The sequence below is a fragment of the Nocardiopsis exhalans genome (assembly GCF_024134545.1).
In the GTDB taxonomy this organism is placed as follows: domain Bacteria; phylum Actinomycetota; class Actinomycetes; order Streptosporangiales; family Streptosporangiaceae; genus Nocardiopsis; species Nocardiopsis exhalans.
This window is the reverse complement of sequence record NZ_CP099837.1, coordinates 4711279-4727267: the sequence shown is the minus strand read 5'-3', so window position 1 is coordinate 4727267 and position 15989 is coordinate 4711279. Positions and strand designations below refer to the sequence as shown.

The 15989-nt window shown below is 71.3% G+C and carries 12 protein-coding genes; 4 read left to right on the top strand and 8 right to left on the bottom strand.

Annotation, left to right across the window (positions count from 1 at the left end):
* Positions 1-3: 3 nt before the first annotated feature.
* Together NE857_RS20765 and NE857_RS34565 are read right to left on the bottom strand one after the other, a co-directional pair.
* The gene (locus tag NE857_RS20765; RefSeq protein WP_254417272.1) at positions 4-396 is read right to left on the bottom strand and encodes a hypothetical protein; all 393 of its coding nucleotides are present in this window, start codon (positions 394-396) and stop codon (positions 4-6) included.
* Positions 393-596, bottom strand: coding sequence for a type II toxin-antitoxin system HicA family toxin (locus NE857_RS34565; RefSeq protein WP_363319953.1), 204 nt, complete (start codon positions 594-596; stop codon positions 393-395). Before NE857_RS34565 ends, NE857_RS20765 begins: the two co-directional genes overlap by 4 nt.
* Before the next feature lie 283 nt (positions 597-879).
* Between NE857_RS34565 and NE857_RS20760 the strand changes: the two genes are divergently transcribed.
* Positions 880-1029 carry a hypothetical protein gene (locus tag NE857_RS20760; RefSeq protein WP_254417271.1) on the top strand — a complete coding sequence of 50 codons (150 nt, stop codon included), beginning with the start codon at positions 880-882 and terminating at the stop codon, positions 1027-1029.
* On the opposite strand, the gene NE857_RS20755 is transcribed toward NE857_RS20760, so the two are convergent.
* The 4 genes from NE857_RS20755 to NE857_RS20740 all read right to left on the bottom strand — a co-directional run bounded on the left by NE857_RS20755 (position 978) and on the right by NE857_RS20740 (position 7775).
* Positions 978-3341, bottom strand: coding sequence for a SulP family inorganic anion transporter (locus NE857_RS20755; RefSeq protein WP_254417270.1), 2364 nt, complete (start codon positions 3339-3341; stop codon positions 978-980). The two genes, NE857_RS20760 and NE857_RS20755, sit on opposite strands and share 52 nt — an antisense overlap.
* 324 nt (positions 3342-3665) lie before the next feature.
* Positions 3666-6071 carry a chromosomal replication initiator protein DnaA gene (locus NE857_RS20750; RefSeq protein WP_254417269.1) on the bottom strand — a complete coding sequence of 802 codons (2406 nt, stop codon included), beginning with the start codon at positions 6069-6071 and terminating at the stop codon, positions 3666-3668.
* A 29-nt stretch (positions 6072-6100) separates the two neighbouring features.
* Positions 6101-6418, bottom strand: a complete 318-nt coding sequence (locus NE857_RS20745) for a hypothetical protein (RefSeq protein WP_254417268.1) — start codon at positions 6416-6418, stop codon at positions 6101-6103.
* A 763-nt stretch (positions 6419-7181) separates the two neighbouring features.
* Entirely contained in the window at positions 7182-7775 is a 594-nt protein-coding gene (locus tag NE857_RS20740) for a YbhB/YbcL family Raf kinase inhibitor-like protein (protein ID WP_425572052.1), read from the bottom strand.
* Positions 7776-8054: 279 nt separating this feature from the next.
* Here NE857_RS20740 and NE857_RS20735 point away from each other — a divergent pair, with 279 nt between their 5' ends.
* Positions 8055-11330: an AfsR/SARP family transcriptional regulator gene (locus NE857_RS20735; protein WP_254417266.1), complete on the top strand. Its 3276-nt coding sequence runs from the start codon at positions 8055-8057 to the stop codon at positions 11328-11330.
* A gap of 60 nt (positions 11331-11390) precedes the next feature.
* Here NE857_RS20735 and NE857_RS20730 read toward each other — a convergent pair whose 3' ends face one another.
* Both NE857_RS20730 and NE857_RS20725 read right to left on the bottom strand, forming a co-directional pair.
* A complete protein-coding gene (locus NE857_RS20730; RefSeq protein WP_254417265.1) occupies positions 11391-12218 on the bottom strand; it encodes an ABC transporter permease in 828 nt (275 codons plus the stop codon).
* Positions 12215-13189, bottom strand: a complete 975-nt coding sequence (locus NE857_RS20725) for an ATP-binding cassette domain-containing protein (RefSeq protein WP_254417264.1) — start codon at positions 13187-13189, stop codon at positions 12215-12217. The genes NE857_RS20730 and NE857_RS20725 overlap by 4 nt, the downstream gene beginning before the upstream one ends.
* Before the next feature lie 135 nt (positions 13190-13324).
* Here NE857_RS20725 and NE857_RS20720 point away from each other — a divergent pair, with 135 nt between their 5' ends.
* Both NE857_RS20720 and NE857_RS20715 read left to right on the top strand, forming a co-directional pair.
* Positions 13325-13906: a PH domain-containing protein gene (locus NE857_RS20720; protein ID WP_254417263.1), complete on the top strand. Its 582-nt coding sequence runs from the start codon at positions 13325-13327 to the stop codon at positions 13904-13906.
* On the top strand, positions 13906-15981 hold the full coding sequence (locus NE857_RS20715; protein WP_254417262.1) for a PH domain-containing protein: 2076 nt from the start codon (positions 13906-13908) through the stop codon (positions 15979-15981). Before NE857_RS20720 ends, NE857_RS20715 begins: the two co-directional genes overlap by 1 nt.
* The last annotated feature ends 8 nt before the right edge of the window (positions 15982-15989 follow it).

The following is a 15989-nucleotide window of genomic DNA, read 5'->3' as shown; positions in this document are numbered from 1 at the left end:
TTTCTAGATGGAGGATTGTTTCTGTCTCGCGGAGATCTGGGAGACGCGCTGGGGAGAGATTCTCAAGTAGCGGGCGATCTCGCGGTTGTTCAGCCCGCGTCTTTGGAGTTGGGCCACGGTGCGGTCGATCATTCGGACTGCTTCCTGCTGAGCCCGCTCGGCCTCGTGTTGGACCTGACTGGCCCTTTCGGCGAGGGCATCGACTTCCGAGTCGACTTCGATTCCTTCGATCACCACGGTGAACACGTCGTCGTCGATGTCGAGGGCCATGGCGATGTAGTCACGAGCCATGTCCTCAGCTTCGGTCAGTCGTCGCGCCTGGGTGACTCCTACCCCGTCGATGTGGAGTTCCCAGCCGCGTTCCCAACGCTTGACCCTCACTCGGTAGGTAGTCATTGGAGCCATCCCTTCGGTAGGCACTGCATGCGTTTGATGGTGTCGGCGATGACTCCGGGGGAGATATCACCGTGACGAGGAATGATCGCTCGATGCTGACCACAGGGGCAGTTCCACTTCTCGTGGCTGCCTCTGCCTGAGCCCGGTGGCTGGGCGCAGCCTTGCTCCTTGAGTGCCCGCTCGACGTCTCGACGCTTCATTCCCTTGACCATAAGGATGAATCTAGCCCCCCTAGATGTCAACTGTCTAGGTGGTCTAGATTTTCTGGGGGAGGTGTAGGGGTACGCCGATCTGACGAGAGCCCTCCCATGGCACGGGTACGGGCTTGCAGCCCGGCGGTGATGGTCTGATCCCCTGGGGCACCGGTAGATTGGGGCTGCGCTCCGTACCCCGGTTGCTTCCCGGAGCGCGAACGCCCGCGGGCCGACGTTTGCCGGGGTCGACGGCCCGACGGGCATCCGCGTTCACGGGAATGGGTGACTCTTGTTCGAATCCACCGCCTTCTGGGTGGTCCTCTTCGGCCTGCCGATCCTGGCTATCGTGGTGATCATTCTGCTCGCCACGTACCAGGCCTCAGGTGTTCAGCAGGACGGGCGGGACGACGCGCCCGACGACGACTCGTCCAACGGCTGATCCGGTGCCGCGCCCCCACGCGGGTGCGGTACCGCCTCGGGCGCGTCCTGGACGCCCTGGACGGGGGAGAACTCCCCGGTCCCGGGGTCCAGCAGGTGCACCCTGGCGGTCTCCAGGTCGTAGTACATCCCGGACAGGGTCAGCTCACCCGACTCCACCCGTTCGCGGACGGCCGGGTAGGCCATGAGGTTGCCGAGCTGTTCGACCACGTTGGCCTGGGACAGGCGGCGCAGCGCCTCCGGTGCGGGCAGTCCGGCCAGTTCGCCCCGGTGCGTACCGGCCCGGCGCAGGCTCCCCCGGCCGTTGGCCAGCCACCGGCGGATGTGGGTGGTCTCGGCCTCGTCCGGGCCCTCGTGGGTCTTCTCCGACAGGGCCTGCATGGCCGCGCAGTGCGAGTGGCCGCAGACCACGATCGAGGGCACCCGCAGGACGTTGACCGCGTACTCCACCGCCGCGCCCACGGAACAGTCGGAGCTGCCGTGCGGCGGTACCAGGTTTCCCACGTTGCGCAGGGTGAACAGGTCGCCCGGGCCGCTCGCGGTGATCAGGTTCGGGACCACCCGTGAGTCCGCGCAGGTGATGAACAGCGCGGTCGGGGACTGGCCGTGCGAGAGGCGGCTCATCACCGAACGCATCCGGTCCGCGGTGCCGGCGTGGTACTCACGGGCACCGGCGGTGAGCAGCCCCAGCGGGTTCGGTACCAGGTCGGCACCCGATTCCCGGCGCATGTCCCACGGGGCCCACCAGCGGCCCTTGGGGATGGTCTTGGCGACCGGCGCCGAACTGGTGGAGCTGCGCGCGTACCACTTCTCGTGGACCTCGTCGATGTCGACGCTGCCGCCGGTGCGCTCGTGGTCCACCCGCCAGGCGTGGATGGCCTCGAAGGCGGCGTGGTCCATGAAGTCCACGTGCAGGTCCAGGTCGACCTTGGCGCCCTCGGGGACGGTGCGCAGCACGTGCGCCAGCCGGGGCACACCCAGGAAGGTGAGCGAACCGTGCACGGTGACGTGCACGCGGTCGGCCCGCTCCTCGGTGACCACGGTGAGCTTGGTCAGGCGGCGCAGCGCCATGATCATCGCCAGCGCGAACCCGATGAACACGCCCTCCAACAGGCCGAGGAAGACCACGCCCAACAGGGTCACCAGGTAGATGCTGGCCTCGTGGTGCCTGCGCAGGTTGCGCAGGTGGGCCAGGGACACCATCTGCACGCCGATGAACACGAGCAGGGCGGCCAGTGCGGGCATCGGGATGAGCTCGACCACGTGTGCGAAGAAGGCGACGAACAGCAGGATCCACACACCGTGCAGGATGGTGGAGAGCGGGCTGCGGGCCCCGGCCCGCACGTTGGCCGTGCTGCGCACGATGACACCGGCGACGGGCAGCCCGCCCAGGGCGCCGCTGACGGTGTTGGCCGCGCCCTGGCCGCACAGCTCCCGGTTGAGCTGGACACGGCGGCCGTTGTGCAGGCGGTCGATCGCGATCGCGGCCAGCAGCGACTCCACGCTGGCGACCATGGCGACCGCGGCCACGGCCAGGGCGATGCCGTGCCACTGGCCGGACTCGGGCAGCATCGGGCCGTTCCAGGCCTCGGAGAGCGAGGCGGGCAGGGCCACGGTCTCCACCTCCCAGCGGCCCATGGTGGCGATGGCGGTGGCGGTTCCCACCGCGACCAGCGCGGCGGGAACCATCCCCGGCCGAACCCTGCCGATGGCGGGCAGCCGGTTCCAGCCGAACATGATCGCGATGGTGATGACGCCGACGGCGACGGCGGCGGTGTGGTTGTGCGCGATCTGCTGGGGCAGGTCGGTGATGTTGGCCAAGGCGGAGCTCTGCGGGGCTCCGCCGAGGACCACGTGCAGCTGGGCGAGGGCGATGGTGACGCCGACCCCGGCGAGCATGCCGTGCACGACGGCGGGGGAGACGGCGAGGGCGGCCCGCGCGATGCGGAAGGCCCCCAGGGCGAGTTGGACCAGCCCGGCCAGCAGGGTGATCAGGCAGGTGACCCGCCACCCGTAGGTCATGATCAGGTCGGCGACGATGATGGTCAGACCCGCGGCCGGGCCGCTGACCTGGACCACGGATCCGCCGACCAGACCGGCGACGATACCGCCGACGACGGCGGCGATGATCCCGGCGATCAGTGGGGCGCCGGAGGCTACGGCGATCCCCAGGGACAAGGGGACGGCGACCAGGAAGACCACGAGGGAAGCGCCGACGTCGGCGGCGATTCCCTTGCGATCCGTGTGGGTCCCGGGCAGCGGGGAGGTGGCCTCCTGCCGGCCGGGTGGTGCTCCCTGGGCGTCGTTGCGCATGGTTACTCCGTTCGGGTTGGACCAGGCATGTGTATGCGTCGGCGCACGAGGACGGAAGTGTCCGGAAGTGGGGGTTCGCGGCTGAACGCGTGACGACAACGGGACCGCGAAGGGTGCTTCGTCAGTAACTAACTGTAGTCAATGCTGGTGACTATGTGTTACATACTGTTGTGCTCTTGGTAACCAATTTCCCGACTTCACACGTCCCCTGGACAAACCGGGGCAGAAAAAACCGAGGTGGCGGGGGTTGTCCCGCCACCTCGGATGTGTGAAGTGGTGATGCCTGGGCCGTGAGGTCCGAACCGGGGCTGCCAGGGTCGCGCCCTAGCGGAAGCGGCCGTCCTCGTAGCCGCCTTCGTAGTAGTCCGGTCCCGGGGCGGGGCGACCGTAGGGGTCCTGGCCGCCGTAGCCGTCCTGGCCGTAAGGCCCCGGTCCCTGTTGCTGCCGGGGGCCGCCCTGGCGCTCGTTCTCGCGCGGTGGCTGCCAGCTGTCCAGCGGCGGGTAGCCGTAGTCGGGTTCCGGCGGCTGCGGTGGAAATCCGCCGCCCAGAACGTCGGAGTACCCGCCGGGCCCGCCAGGAGCGGCGGGGCCGCCCGGGCCGCCCTGCTGACCGGGGTGTGACGGGTGGCCGTAGGGGTCGCTCTGCTGCGTGTGGCCCGGGTAGGCCGTCGGGAGGTCGCCGCGGAGCTGCCCGGCCGGGTAACCGCCGGTCGGGTAGCCGGGCCCGGCCGGGTAGGCCGGACCGACCTGGCCACCGGACGGGGCCGGCGGCAGCGCGGAGCCGTGGTCGAACGGCGAGGGCTGACCGGGGTTCTGCCCCCCGCCCGGGACCGTCGGACGGCTCGGTGCCCCGAAACCGCCGGTGTCCTCCTGGCCGCCCCACAACGGCGCGTTGCCGCCGCCGTGCGCGCCGTGGTTGCCGATTCCGGACTGGTAGTCGGGTCGGTTGTGGGTTCCGCTGTCGAAGGAGCTGCGCTGGTGGGTGCCGCCGTCGTTGCCCATGCTGCCCTGGTAGTCAGAGCGGGAGAAGGAGTCGGTGTCGTAGGCGGGGCGGGTGTGGGTACCGGTGTCCTCGCCCGTTCTGCTCTGGTACTCCGGCCGTGCGGGGCCGCCGTGGTTGCCGATTCCACTCTGGTTGCCCAGACCGCTCTGGTAGTCAGAGCGGGAGAAGGAGTCGGTGTCGTAGGCGGGGCGGGTGTGGGTACCGGTGTTCTCTCCCGTTCTGCTCTGGTACTCCGGCCGTGCGGGGCCGCCGTGGTTGCCGATTCCGGACTGGTAGTCGGGTCGGTTGTGGGTTCCGCTGTCGAAGGAGCTGCGCTGGTGGGTGCCGCCGTCGTTGCCCATGCTGCCCTGGTAGTCGGACCGGGAGAACGAACCACTGTCGTAGGCCGGGCCGGAGCGGGACGAGCCCGACGAGTAGCCGCCGGTCAGGGGGTCGGTGTCACCGGGCAGCGGATGCCCGGGCACGTGAGGGCTGCCCATCGGCTGGCCGGGGGCGGGCTGGGCGCCCGTACCCGGAAGCGTTCCGCCGGTGGGGCCCACGCCGCTGGAGGGCCCGCCGTAACCGCCCATCGAGGACAGGTCCGGGCGCTGGTGGGCGCCGGTGTCCATGCTGGACCAGATGGGTGAGCTCAGCTCGTCGCCGCCGGCCGACCCCGGCCGGAAACCCGGGTCCAGAGGATCGGGGGAAGCCGGGCGCTCACCGCTGCCTCCGGCACCGCCGGAACCCAGGCCGCCGGAACCCGGGCCGCTGCTCAGGGGCGGGTAGTCGGAGCGGTTCATCGATCCGCTGTCGTAGGGCGAACGCCCGGCACCGCCCTGCGACGGGTCACCCAGGGGCGCGCCACCCAGGGGACCACCGGCGAGCGGGTCGTGCCGCTCCTCGGGCCGCAGGGGCTCGCGGCCCTCGAACGGGTCTCCGGTCGAGGGCTGGTGGGGATTCCAGCTGCCCGGGCCCAGGGGATCGTCCTCCCGAGGTGCCGAAGGCACGGGGGACACGGGGGGCTGAGCCGGGGGCAGGCCCTGGGTGGGCGGCAGCGCCGCGCGCGCCGGAGCCTGCTCCGGCGGGGACTGCTGGGGCCTCTGCGGAGGTTGCTCCTGGTGGCGCGGTGCAGGATCCGGCTGCGCGGGCACAGAGCCCTGTCCCAGACTGGCCAGCATCGCCAGATCGGTGGAGCTGGTGGGCGTTCCGCGCTCCCCGGGCGCGGGCGGCAGGGCGTTGGCCCCGCTCGACGGGCCCTGGATGATCATCGTGTTCTGCTGGTCCGGCCGCTCGGGCTCGTCGTCGTAGTCGTCGTAACCGTCGTCGTAGTCGTCCGCGCGACCCTCGGCGCCCCCGCGCCCGCCCGAACGGGACCGGCCGGAGTCCTCCTCACTCAGACTGGACCAGAAGTCGTTGTCGGAGAGCCCGTCGGAGTCGTCGTCCTCCCAGTCCACCCCGCGCTGGCGCCTGCCCTTGGGGCGCCGCTCCGCGTTGCCCCCGCCCTGGCGCGATCTGCGGGCCCGACCACGCGGGGCCGCCTCGTCGTCCTGCGGGTCACCGCCCCGGTCACGACGGTCATCCCGATCGCGCCGGTCGTCCCGGTCGCGGTCCTCGACGTCGTCGTACTCGTAGTCGTCGTCGTAGTCGTCCTCATTCGAGCCGAGACTCAGCGCGCGCATACCCAGCAGGAGGAGCACGAGGACGGCGAGCACGACGATGACGGCGATGATGATGACGGTGACGTTCATCGCTTTGTTGGGCGTGGAAACCCGGTCCTTCAGGGCCGGGAGGAAACGCCCTGCTCCTTCCTGAGGGTGTAGGCATAGCCGTCGGCCCTCTGAAGCAACCGAACATGCCGATGGTTGATGCCCTGGACAGTGCCCCGGGCGGTGGTGATGGTGAAGCTCCCCGTGGCGCGTACCGCGACCCGGCCGGTGTGCGTCCCCGCCTTCTCGCCCTTGGGCGCCACGGCGCGGACCAGGTCCCCGGTGGCGAAAGAGAACAACCGCCCGGAACGCGGTAGCCGCAACCGGGCGAACCCGTGCTTGTCCGGTCGGGTACGGGCGTAAGAGCCGCGTCCGGCGCCCCCGGCCACCGGCGCCGGGTGAGGTACTGGTGGCCTCCCCTCGACCATGTTCCACACCGGGTACCGCTGTTGAGCGGTGTCCGTGCCCCGTTTCGTTTCCGATCCGGTGGGGGTCCTGCCGTTCGCGGTGGTGTCCGCTGGCGCGGATTCCAGAGCAAGGACAAGAACCGCGCCGCAGGCGTCCGTAAGAGGGAAGCGCCGCGCGCGAAGCGTGTCTGTTGAGGGTGGTGGTGGGAGACGGGAGGGTGGCGGCGGGCGGCGGGTGGCCTGGGCAAGCACATCCTGGTGGGTCTGCTGTCCTGTGCGGAACGTAGCCATCGAGATCACCTCCTTGTGGTGATGGCTGGGTCTGGTAAAGGCGGCTTTCAACCACGAGGTGTGAAAGCCCGGCCGGTCAGGGCCGGGGTCCCTTTACGGTGTACGCACTACCCTGGGGAGGCCGGCCGCGCCCGGGGAGCGTCGGGGACCGGCCGGGCGAGGTCCGATCGAGGCGAGGTGGCGGCCCGGGCCCGCGTGGTTCCGGCGCACCGAACCCGAGTGGCTGGCAGGGTGCGTCCGCCGGTGTTCCGACACGGTCTCGGATCAGGGTGCCGCGGGGCGGTTGAGCGGGAATCGGTCATCTGAAATGGGGCAAGGGGCACAGGCCCACTGTATGTGCTGTCGTGCGCTGTGTGCAGAGGGCGACAGGGGCTTCCTCAGTTAATTCCGGTGACACCGGTCGGGTGTGGTTGGCCGGATTCGGTCTGCCGAAAAGAGCCCATGGTGACTCATGTCACTCGCTGCTGGTGACCAGTGTTCCCCTGGCCACGGCCTGCTCGGCGATCCCGTCCAGAGTCAGGCTGAGCGCCGCCCCCTCGGGCAGGTCCAGGGTCCCGTCCAGCGCGTACACGGTGAAGCGGTACTCGTGCACGTCACCCTCCTCGGGGCACGGAGCCCCGTAGGCGGAGTCCCCGAAGGTGTTCTGACCCAGCTTCGCGTTGCCCGGAACGGTGTTCTGGCGCAGCTCGACCAGCTGCGGGTCCAGGTCGTAGACCATCCAGAACACGACCGCCGCACCCGGGTCGTCCATCACCAGCGCGATCGAGCCCACGTCGTCGGGCAGTCCCGACCAGCTCAGCGGCGGCGAGACCGGTTCGCCGTCGGCCTCGCACGTGTACGCGCTCGGGAGCGGCTGGCCCTCCTGCATCATCGGGCTGGTCACGTTGATGTCGGTCGGCATCTCGGCGCGCAGCTCCGAGGACATCCCGCAGCCGGTCGAGGCCAACAGGGCGGCACCCGCCACGAGCGCTCCCACGCGGGCGCCGGGGGGCGTTCGGGGTACGCCGTGCGCGGCGGTGGTCCGGAGGGAAGACAAGACCGGGGACAATGGGGCTCCTGCTGCACTTTCGGGCCAAAAGGCGAGACTCGCTGTACACCGGACACGACGCCGGAAGGCCCGGGAAGGTCACGGTGGAATCGCGTTCACCGGCTGCCGCGGCGGGCACCGGAACACGCTCCTGAGCGAACCTTACTGTGATCGGCCGCGACCACGGGATTCCGGAGCGCCGACGGATCCGCGTCGCACCGCCTCCGCCCGCGCCGGTGCCGCTGGTGCCGTGCACGGTATCGGCGGGCTTTCTCCCAGCGGATCGGAGATCATGGGTCGGTGCGGTTCTCTATTCTGGGCCCCCTCCAGGTGCATGACGCCTCGGGGCACCCCATCACCATCGGCGGCGCGCGCCTGCGCGCCCTCCTGACCCTGCTGCTGCTCCGCCCCGGCCAGCAGGTGGCCACCGAACAGCTCACCGATGCCATCTGGGGCGAGGACGTCCCCGCCGCCGCGGGCAACGCCCTCCAGGCCCTGGCCTCCCGCCTGCGCCGCGCCCTGGGGGAGGGAGCCCGCCTGCACGGTGACGCCTCCGGTTACCGGTTGGAGGTCGTCCCCGACCAGGTGGACCTGCACGAGTTCGAGGACCTGGCCGGGCACGGACGGGAGCGGCTCCTGGCCGGCCACCCCGAGCAGGCCGAACGCGCGCTCTCGGCCGCGCTCGACTTGTGGCGCGGCCCCGCCCTGCCCGACCTCACCGCCCGGGGCGTGGCCGAGCACATCGCCCTGCGCCTGTTCGAGGCCTACCGCACCGCACGCGAGGACCACCTGAGCGCCCGACTGGACCTCGGCCGCTTCGTGGCGGCCCTGCCCGAGGCGGAGTCACTGGCCGCCGGGGAACCGCACCGTGAACGCCCCGCCGAACTGCTGATGCGCGCCCTGTCCGGCAGCGGGCGCACCGCCGACGCCCTCGCCGCCTACGAGGGTTTCCGGGACCGGCTCGCCGAGGAACTGGGCCTGGACCCCTCCGAACACCTCCAGCAGGTCCACCTGCGCCTGCTCCGGGGCGAGTTCGCCGTCGGCGGGCCCGCCGAGCCGCCCCCGCCGGCGGTCGTTCGCCTGCCCCGGCAACTGACCAGTTTCGTGCCCCGCGAGGCCGAAGTCCGCGCAGCCGTCACCCGGTTGTCCGGCTCCCGGCTGGTCACCCTCACCGGCCCCGGGGGCGCGGGCAAGACCCGCCTGGCCGTGGAGGCCGCCGCCACCCTGGTCGAGCACGCCCCCGAACTCGCCTCCGGCGGGGTCTGGTTCGTCGGGCTCGCCCCCGTGCGCCAGGGGGCGGATCTGCCCGACGCCCTGGCGGCCGCCCTGGAACTGCGCGGACAAGCCATGATCCAGGCGCGCACCGCCATGGCCCCGCAGACTCCGCTGGACCGGGCCGTCTCCTTCCTGAGCGAGCGTTCCGCACTGGTCGTGCTGGACAACTGCGAGCACGTGGTGGACGACGCCGCCCGCCTGGTCGAGGCGCTGATGTCGCGCTGCCCGGACCTGCGCGTGCTCGTCACGTCCCGCGAACCCCTGGGGGTCGGGGGCGAGAACCTCCTGCCGGTGCCCTCGCTGGCCCTGCCGCCGAAGACCGCCGGAGCGGAGGAGGCCCGCTCCTACCCCGCCGTGACCCTGTTCACCGAACGCGCGGAGTCGGTGCTCCCCGGCTTCACCGTCGGCGCCGACAACGTGGGCCACGTCGTCCGGATCGTCCGTGAGCTGGACGGCATGCCACTCGCGCTGGAACTGGCAGCGGCCCGGCTCCGCGCGATGTCGCCCGCCCAGCTCGCCGACCGCCTCTCCGACCGGTTCCGCCTGCTCACCGCCGGAAACCGATCGGCCCTGCCCCGCCACCGGACCCTGCGCGCGGTCGTGGACTGGAGTTGGGAACTGCTCGACGCACCCGAACGCCGTCTGCTGCGCCGCCTGGCGGTCTTCCCCGGCGGGGCCACCCTGGAGGCGGTCGAACAGGTCGGTTCCGACCCGGGCGGCCCGCACGGGGTCGTCGCGGGCCACGATGTCTGGACGGTCCTGTTCACCCTCGTGGACAAGTCGCTGGTGGTCGCGCAGACCCCTGCCCGCGACGATGCCCCTCCCCGCTACCGGCAGTTGGAGACGGTCCGCGCCTACGCGGCCGAGCGCCTGACCGGCAGCGGCGAGGAGGAGCGGGTCCGGGACGCGCAGGCCCGCTACGCGCGAGACCTGTGGCGGCGGGCGGACCCCGAACTGCGCGGCCCCGGGCAGCGGGCGTGGCTGGCCCGGCTCGGCGCGGAGTCCGACAACTGTGTGGCCGCCTTCCACTGGGCGCTGGAACGGCGCGACACCGCCCTGGTCCTGGACCTGGTCGAGCACTCCCAGTGGTACTGGACCCTGGACGAGCGCTGGGAGCAGATCAGCCGCTGGTCGCACCAGGTCGTGGAGCTGCTGGGGGACACGCCTCCGCCCGGGCGCGAGACGGCCTACGCCAGCTGCCTGTTCCACATGGCGGGGGAGATGGGGGCGGGCCGCGCCGTCGTCATGGAACGGCTCGGCCGGGTGGACAAGGTCCTGGCCGACGCGGGACAGCGAGCCGAGGACCACCCCGTGCTCATCCTCAGCCTCGTCTACCAGGCGATGACGGACGGCCATCCGAGCAGCCGGGCCCGCACGCGCCTGGAGGAGAGCGTCGGAGGGAAGACCGATCCCTGGACCCGGGCGGCCACGTACCTGATGCTCGCCCTGCTGGACGCGGTCTTCGGGGAGGCCGAGCGCGCCCTGGACCGGGCCGCGGCCGCGCTCGGGCAGATGCGCGAACTCGGGGATGTGTGGGGTCAGAGCAACGCCCTCGTCCAGCTGGTGGACGTCACCCGCTTCACCGACCTCGAACGCTGCCACCGCCTGCTCACCGAGGGGATAGCGCTGGCCGAGGACAGCGGTCTGGCCGGAACGGTGGCCATGTTCCACACCCGCCGGGCCCAGATCCTCATCGACATGGGCCAGGTGGAGGAGGCCGAGCAGGACCTCAAACAGGTCACGGGGAGCTCGGTCGAGGAGACCCACCTGGTGTCGCTCCGGCTCACCCAGGTCATGTGGCTGCGCGCCGCGGGCCGTAGGGACGAGGCGCGGCGGCTGATGGACGAGACCGAACCCGCCGTGGCCGCTCTGGGCGGGTTCGCCCCGGCCTACATCGAACCCAGCTGGCGGATCCAGTCGGCCTACCTGGCCTGGGAGGAGGGCGATCCCGACCGGGCGTGGAAGGACGCGGGCCGGGCTTGGTGGCTGTCCCGGTACGGACTGGGCAGTGTCAGTTCCGATGTCCTGGACGCCCTCGCGGTTCTGGTCGCGGAGGAGGACCCGGAGCGGGCCGCGCTCATGCTCGGCTACGCGGCCCGGCTGCGCGGGGTCGCCGACACCACCACCCCCAAGGTGCGGCGGGTCCGCGAACAGCTGCGGGGGCGTTTGGGCGAGGAGGGCTTCGCCCGGCTCCTGGGCGAGGGGGAGGGCACCGAACGGGAGTCGGCCCGCAGCCGGGTGGCGGAGTGGCTCGCCCCGATCGTGCCGGACGATGTCGACCTCGGCGACTGGGCGTACTGAGCACGCCGGTGTGTCAGCGTGTCCAGCACACCCGTCGCATTCGGGGGGCTACCGCAGGCCTCAGGTACGGCGGCGGTAGGCCCACACGGCCAGCGGGAAGAAGATCGCCGTGATCACGACGGTCCACACCAGCGTCCATGCGACCGGCCCGGCGACGTCGCCGCCGAGCATCAGTCCGCGCATGGCGTCCACCACGTGGGTGACGGGGTTGTTGGCCGCGATCGGCGCCAGCCAGCCCGGCATGTCGTCGGGCGAGACGAAGGTCGAGCTGCCGAAGGTCAGCGGGAACAGCAGGATCATCGCGAAGGACTGTACGGCCATCGGCGTGCGCACGATCATGCCCACGAAGGCCGACATCCAGCAGAGCGCGAACGCGAAGAGCAGCACCAGCGCGCTGGCCAGCAGCACACCGACGGCACCGCCCTCGGGGCGGAATCCGATCGCCAGGCCCACCACCATCACCATCACCACGGTGATCGCGTACCGGACCAGGTCGCCCAGGATCGCGCCGATCAGCGGCGCCGACCGCGCGATGGGCAGGGAGCGGAAGCGGTCGAAGATCCCCTTCTCCACGTCCTGGCTCAGGCTGAAGCCCGTGCCCATCGTGGCGAAGATGACGGACTGCGCGATGATCCCGGGCATGAGGAAGTCACGGTAGGTCTGCCAGTCGCCCATCATCGCCTGTCCGAAGACGAAGACGAACAGGGTCACGAACATGACCGGTTGCAGCATCAGCCCGAAGACCTCTTCGGGGTTGGCCTTGATCTTCAGGACGCTGCGCCAGGTCAGCTGAAGCCCGTGCTGGAGCGTGGTCAGCGGCGTGATGTTGGCCGGAGCCACCGGCACACCCTCCTGAAGCGTCCGGGGCCGGGTCGACACGGCACTCATGCGGGGGTCCCTTCGTTCGCGGGATGACCCGCGGTCTCGTCTTCGGCGGTGTGGCCGGTCAGGGCGAGGAAGACCTCGTCCAGGCTCGGCTTGCGCAGGGAGAGCTCGGCCACGGCCACGCCCTGCTCGTCCAGGCGGCGCACGGTCTCGGGCAGCACGTTCACGTCGGTGACCGGAACGCTGACGAGCAGACCGTCCGCGGTGGCGGGGGTGCTGGTCACGGCCTCCACGATCCGGGTGGCCAGCGGCAGCTGGCCGGGATCGACGGTGCGCAGCTGCAGCACCTGGTTGCCCGCGTGGTTCTTCAGCTCCTCGGGTGTGCCCCGGCTGATCACCTTGCCGTGGTCCAGCACGAGGAGGTCGTCGGCGAGCTGGTCGGCCTCCTCCAGGTACTGGGTGGTGAGCAGCACGGTCACCCCGTCGCCCACCAGGTCGCGCACCACCTCCCACAGGCCGTTGCGGCTGTGCGGGTCCAGACCGGTGGTCGGCTCGTCCAGGTACAGCAGCGCGGGGCGGCCCACCAGGCTCGCTCCCAGGTCCAGGCGGCGGCGCATCCCGCCGGAGTAGGTCTTGGCGGGGCGGTCGGCTGCGTCGGACAGCCCGAAGCGCTCCAGCAGCTCCTTGGCCCTGGTCCGGGCGTCGGCGCGGCCGAACCCGAGCAGGCGGGCGATGAGCACCAGGTTCTGGGTACCGGTCAGCTCCGCGTCGACCGCCGCGTACTGGCCGGTCAGCCCGATCTGGCGGCGGACCTCGTGCGGCTGGCTGACCACGTCGAAGCCGCCCACGGTGGCGTGCCCGCCGTCCGGTCTGAGCAGTGTGGACAGAATGCGGACGGTCGTGGTCTTCCCGGACCCGTTGGGTCCCAGAACGCCCAGCACGGCTCCCGCCCTGGCCGTCAGGTCCACTCCGTCCAGGGCGGCCTTGCCCTTGAAGTGCTTGACCAGACCCTCCGCGCGGATGGCGTCAGTCATGGATCCTCCATTTCAATGTCTGTCCCCAAGTGTGCCGACCTGCACTGACAGAACGCTGACAGCGAGGTTCGCCCCGCCCTGGCACCATCGGTGAACAACCCCGTCAGGCCGCAAGCCCGTAGAATCTTGCTTGTGATGAACACCCCGCCGCACGACGCCGTTCCTCCCTCGGGGGAGGCCCCCGAACCGCCTGCGTCGACCGAGGTCGCGCGGTTGCGACCACCGCTGCGGCGGGTGAGCGGCCGGGCCATCGGGGTGTGGACCCTGCGGCTGATCTTCGGGTCGCTGTTCAACCTTGTCCTGCTGAGCCTGATCGCCTGGGCGGCCAGTGCGGCACCCTGGGGCTGGATCCCCGAGTGGGCCTCGGAGAACGCCCGGGTGCTGCCTGTGGCCTACTTCGTGTACGCGCTGGCCAAGATCGCGATCGTGCCGTCCTGGCGCTACCGGGTGCACCGCTGGGAGGTCAGCGACGACGTCATCTACACCCGGGTCGGCTGGATCAGCCGGGCCTGGCAGCTGGTCCCGGTCAACCGGCTGCAGACCGTGGACCACACCCAGGGGTGGCTGGAGCGGGTCTTCGACGTGGCCACGCTGAAGGTCCAGACCGCCTCCTTCGCCGGTTCCTCGACCATCGAGGGACTGGACTCCGACGAGGCGCGCAGGCTCAGCGAGGAGCTGGCCGTGCGCGCCGGGACCCTGCGGGACGACGCGACCTGATGGACCGACACCACGGACAGCCCGAACCCGACCCGGGCCCCTACGGCTCCGACCCGGATTCCGTCGGCCCCGACCACGCCGATACCGAGGCGGGCGGAGCGGGCGCGGGCACGGGCGCCGGTGGCTGGGTGGCACCGGGCAGTACCTCCACGTCCGCCGCCGCGCCCGAGCCCGGGCCGGGCGGATGGGCCCCACCGGGACCCGCGCCAAGTACGGGGCCGTGGTCCGCTCCAGGGGCCGAGCGCTGGTCCGCGCCACCTGGCGGCGACCCGTGTCCCGGACCTGATCCGGGCCACTCTCATCCGGGCCATCCGTACCCCGACCACCCCTACCCGGAGCACGTCGGGTCTTCCGGTGCCCAGGGGGCGCCTTTCAGCGGAGGTCCGCACGCCTACGGGGAGCAGCCCCGTTCCTGGTGGGGTGAGGCCCCGGGCGAGCCCGTGCCCGGTTTCGGTGCGGAGAGCGCCCAGCAGCTCAGCCCGCGCAGCATGGTCGTCGGGCCGATCAACCAGCTCAAGAGCCTCCTGCTGCCCGTCCTCGCCGGTCTGGTGATCGGCGGGTTCAACCCGTGGCTGCTGACGGCTACCGGGATGGGTGTCATCGCGCTGCTGGTCGGCGGGCTGGTCACCTGGAAGACGTTCCGCTACGAGGTGGGCGAGGACCGGATCGAGATCCGCAAGGGCCTGATCCGGCGTTCGCGCCGCACGATCCCGCTGGAGCGGGTGCGGGGCGTGGACGTCACCAGCACCCTGCTGCACAGGATGCTGGGCGTGGCGGTGGTGCGGATCGAGGCGGCCGCGGGTTCTGTCGGCGACACCGAGGACGGCAAGCTCGACGCCGTCTCCGCGGAGGAGGCCGAGCGGCTGCGCCGGGTCCTGCTGCACCGCAAGGCCGTGCTCACGGAGAAGGGGCCGGGGGGGACCTCCCCTGAGCCACCGGGAGCGGAAGGCGGGAACGGTGTTCCGGCCGCCGTGCACACACCCCCGGACGGCGACGTCGCCGACGACACCGTCACCCACTTCACCATGCCCCGGTCCTGGTACCTGTACGGGGCGCTCAGCCTGGGGTACCTGCTGACCCCGTTCGTGGTCCTGGCCACCCTGTTCGGCATGGTCCAGCAGTCGGCCGGGCAGTTGGCCACCGACTACTTCGTCGACTGGGTGACCAGTACGGACCGCGCCTTCCTGGTGGTGTTCGGGACGGTATCCGTCGGGGTGCTGGTGCTGTTGATGCCGGTCTTCGCGGTGGTCTCCTACGCACTCACCCACTGGGGTTTCTCCCTGAAGGAGCGGGACGGCTCCCTGGTCGCCGAGCGAGGCCTGTTCACCAGGCGCAGCGTCACGCTGGAGAAGCGGCGGATCCGCGGGTACGAGCTGATGGACAACCCCCTCGAACGCACACGCGCGGCGGTGGGGCTACGGGCCATCGTCACCGGGCTGGGTGACGCGGCCACACGCGCGGTCCTGCTGCCGGTCGGCCCGCGCTCGCGGGTGGAACCGGTACTGGACCGGGCCCTGGCGCTCTTCCGAGCGCCCCTGACCCGGCATCCCCGGGCGGCGCTGTACCGCCGCCTGACCCGGTCGGTACTGCCCTTCGCGGCGGTGGCCGCCGCTGCGGCGGCTCTGGACATCACCTGGCTCGCGGTGACCGCCGGAGTGCTGGCCCTGCTGGGCGTACCGCTGGGCATCGACCGCTACCGCTCGCTGGGCCACGGCTACGACGGCGAGCGCGTGAGCGTGCGTTCGGGATCGCTGTCCCGTTCGCAGGCCACGGTGGAGCGGTCGGCGGTGATCGGGTGGACCTGGACCCAGACCCTTTTCCAGCGTCGCTCCCGCCTGGCCGACCTCCACGTCACCGTGGGTGCGGGCACGGGCAGCTACACCGCGCAGGACGCCGCCCTGGACGAGTCCGTGGCCTTCGCCGCGCGGATCACCCCGGAGATGGTTCGGCCCTTCCTGGTCCAGGCTGAGGGCGAGCCGGGGCCGAGCGGCCAGGAGACGAGCAGCCGAAGCCCGAACCCGCGGGTCACGGATGGCCGGGGCGCGGACGAATCAGGCCCTGACGACCGGGGCTGAGCACAAGG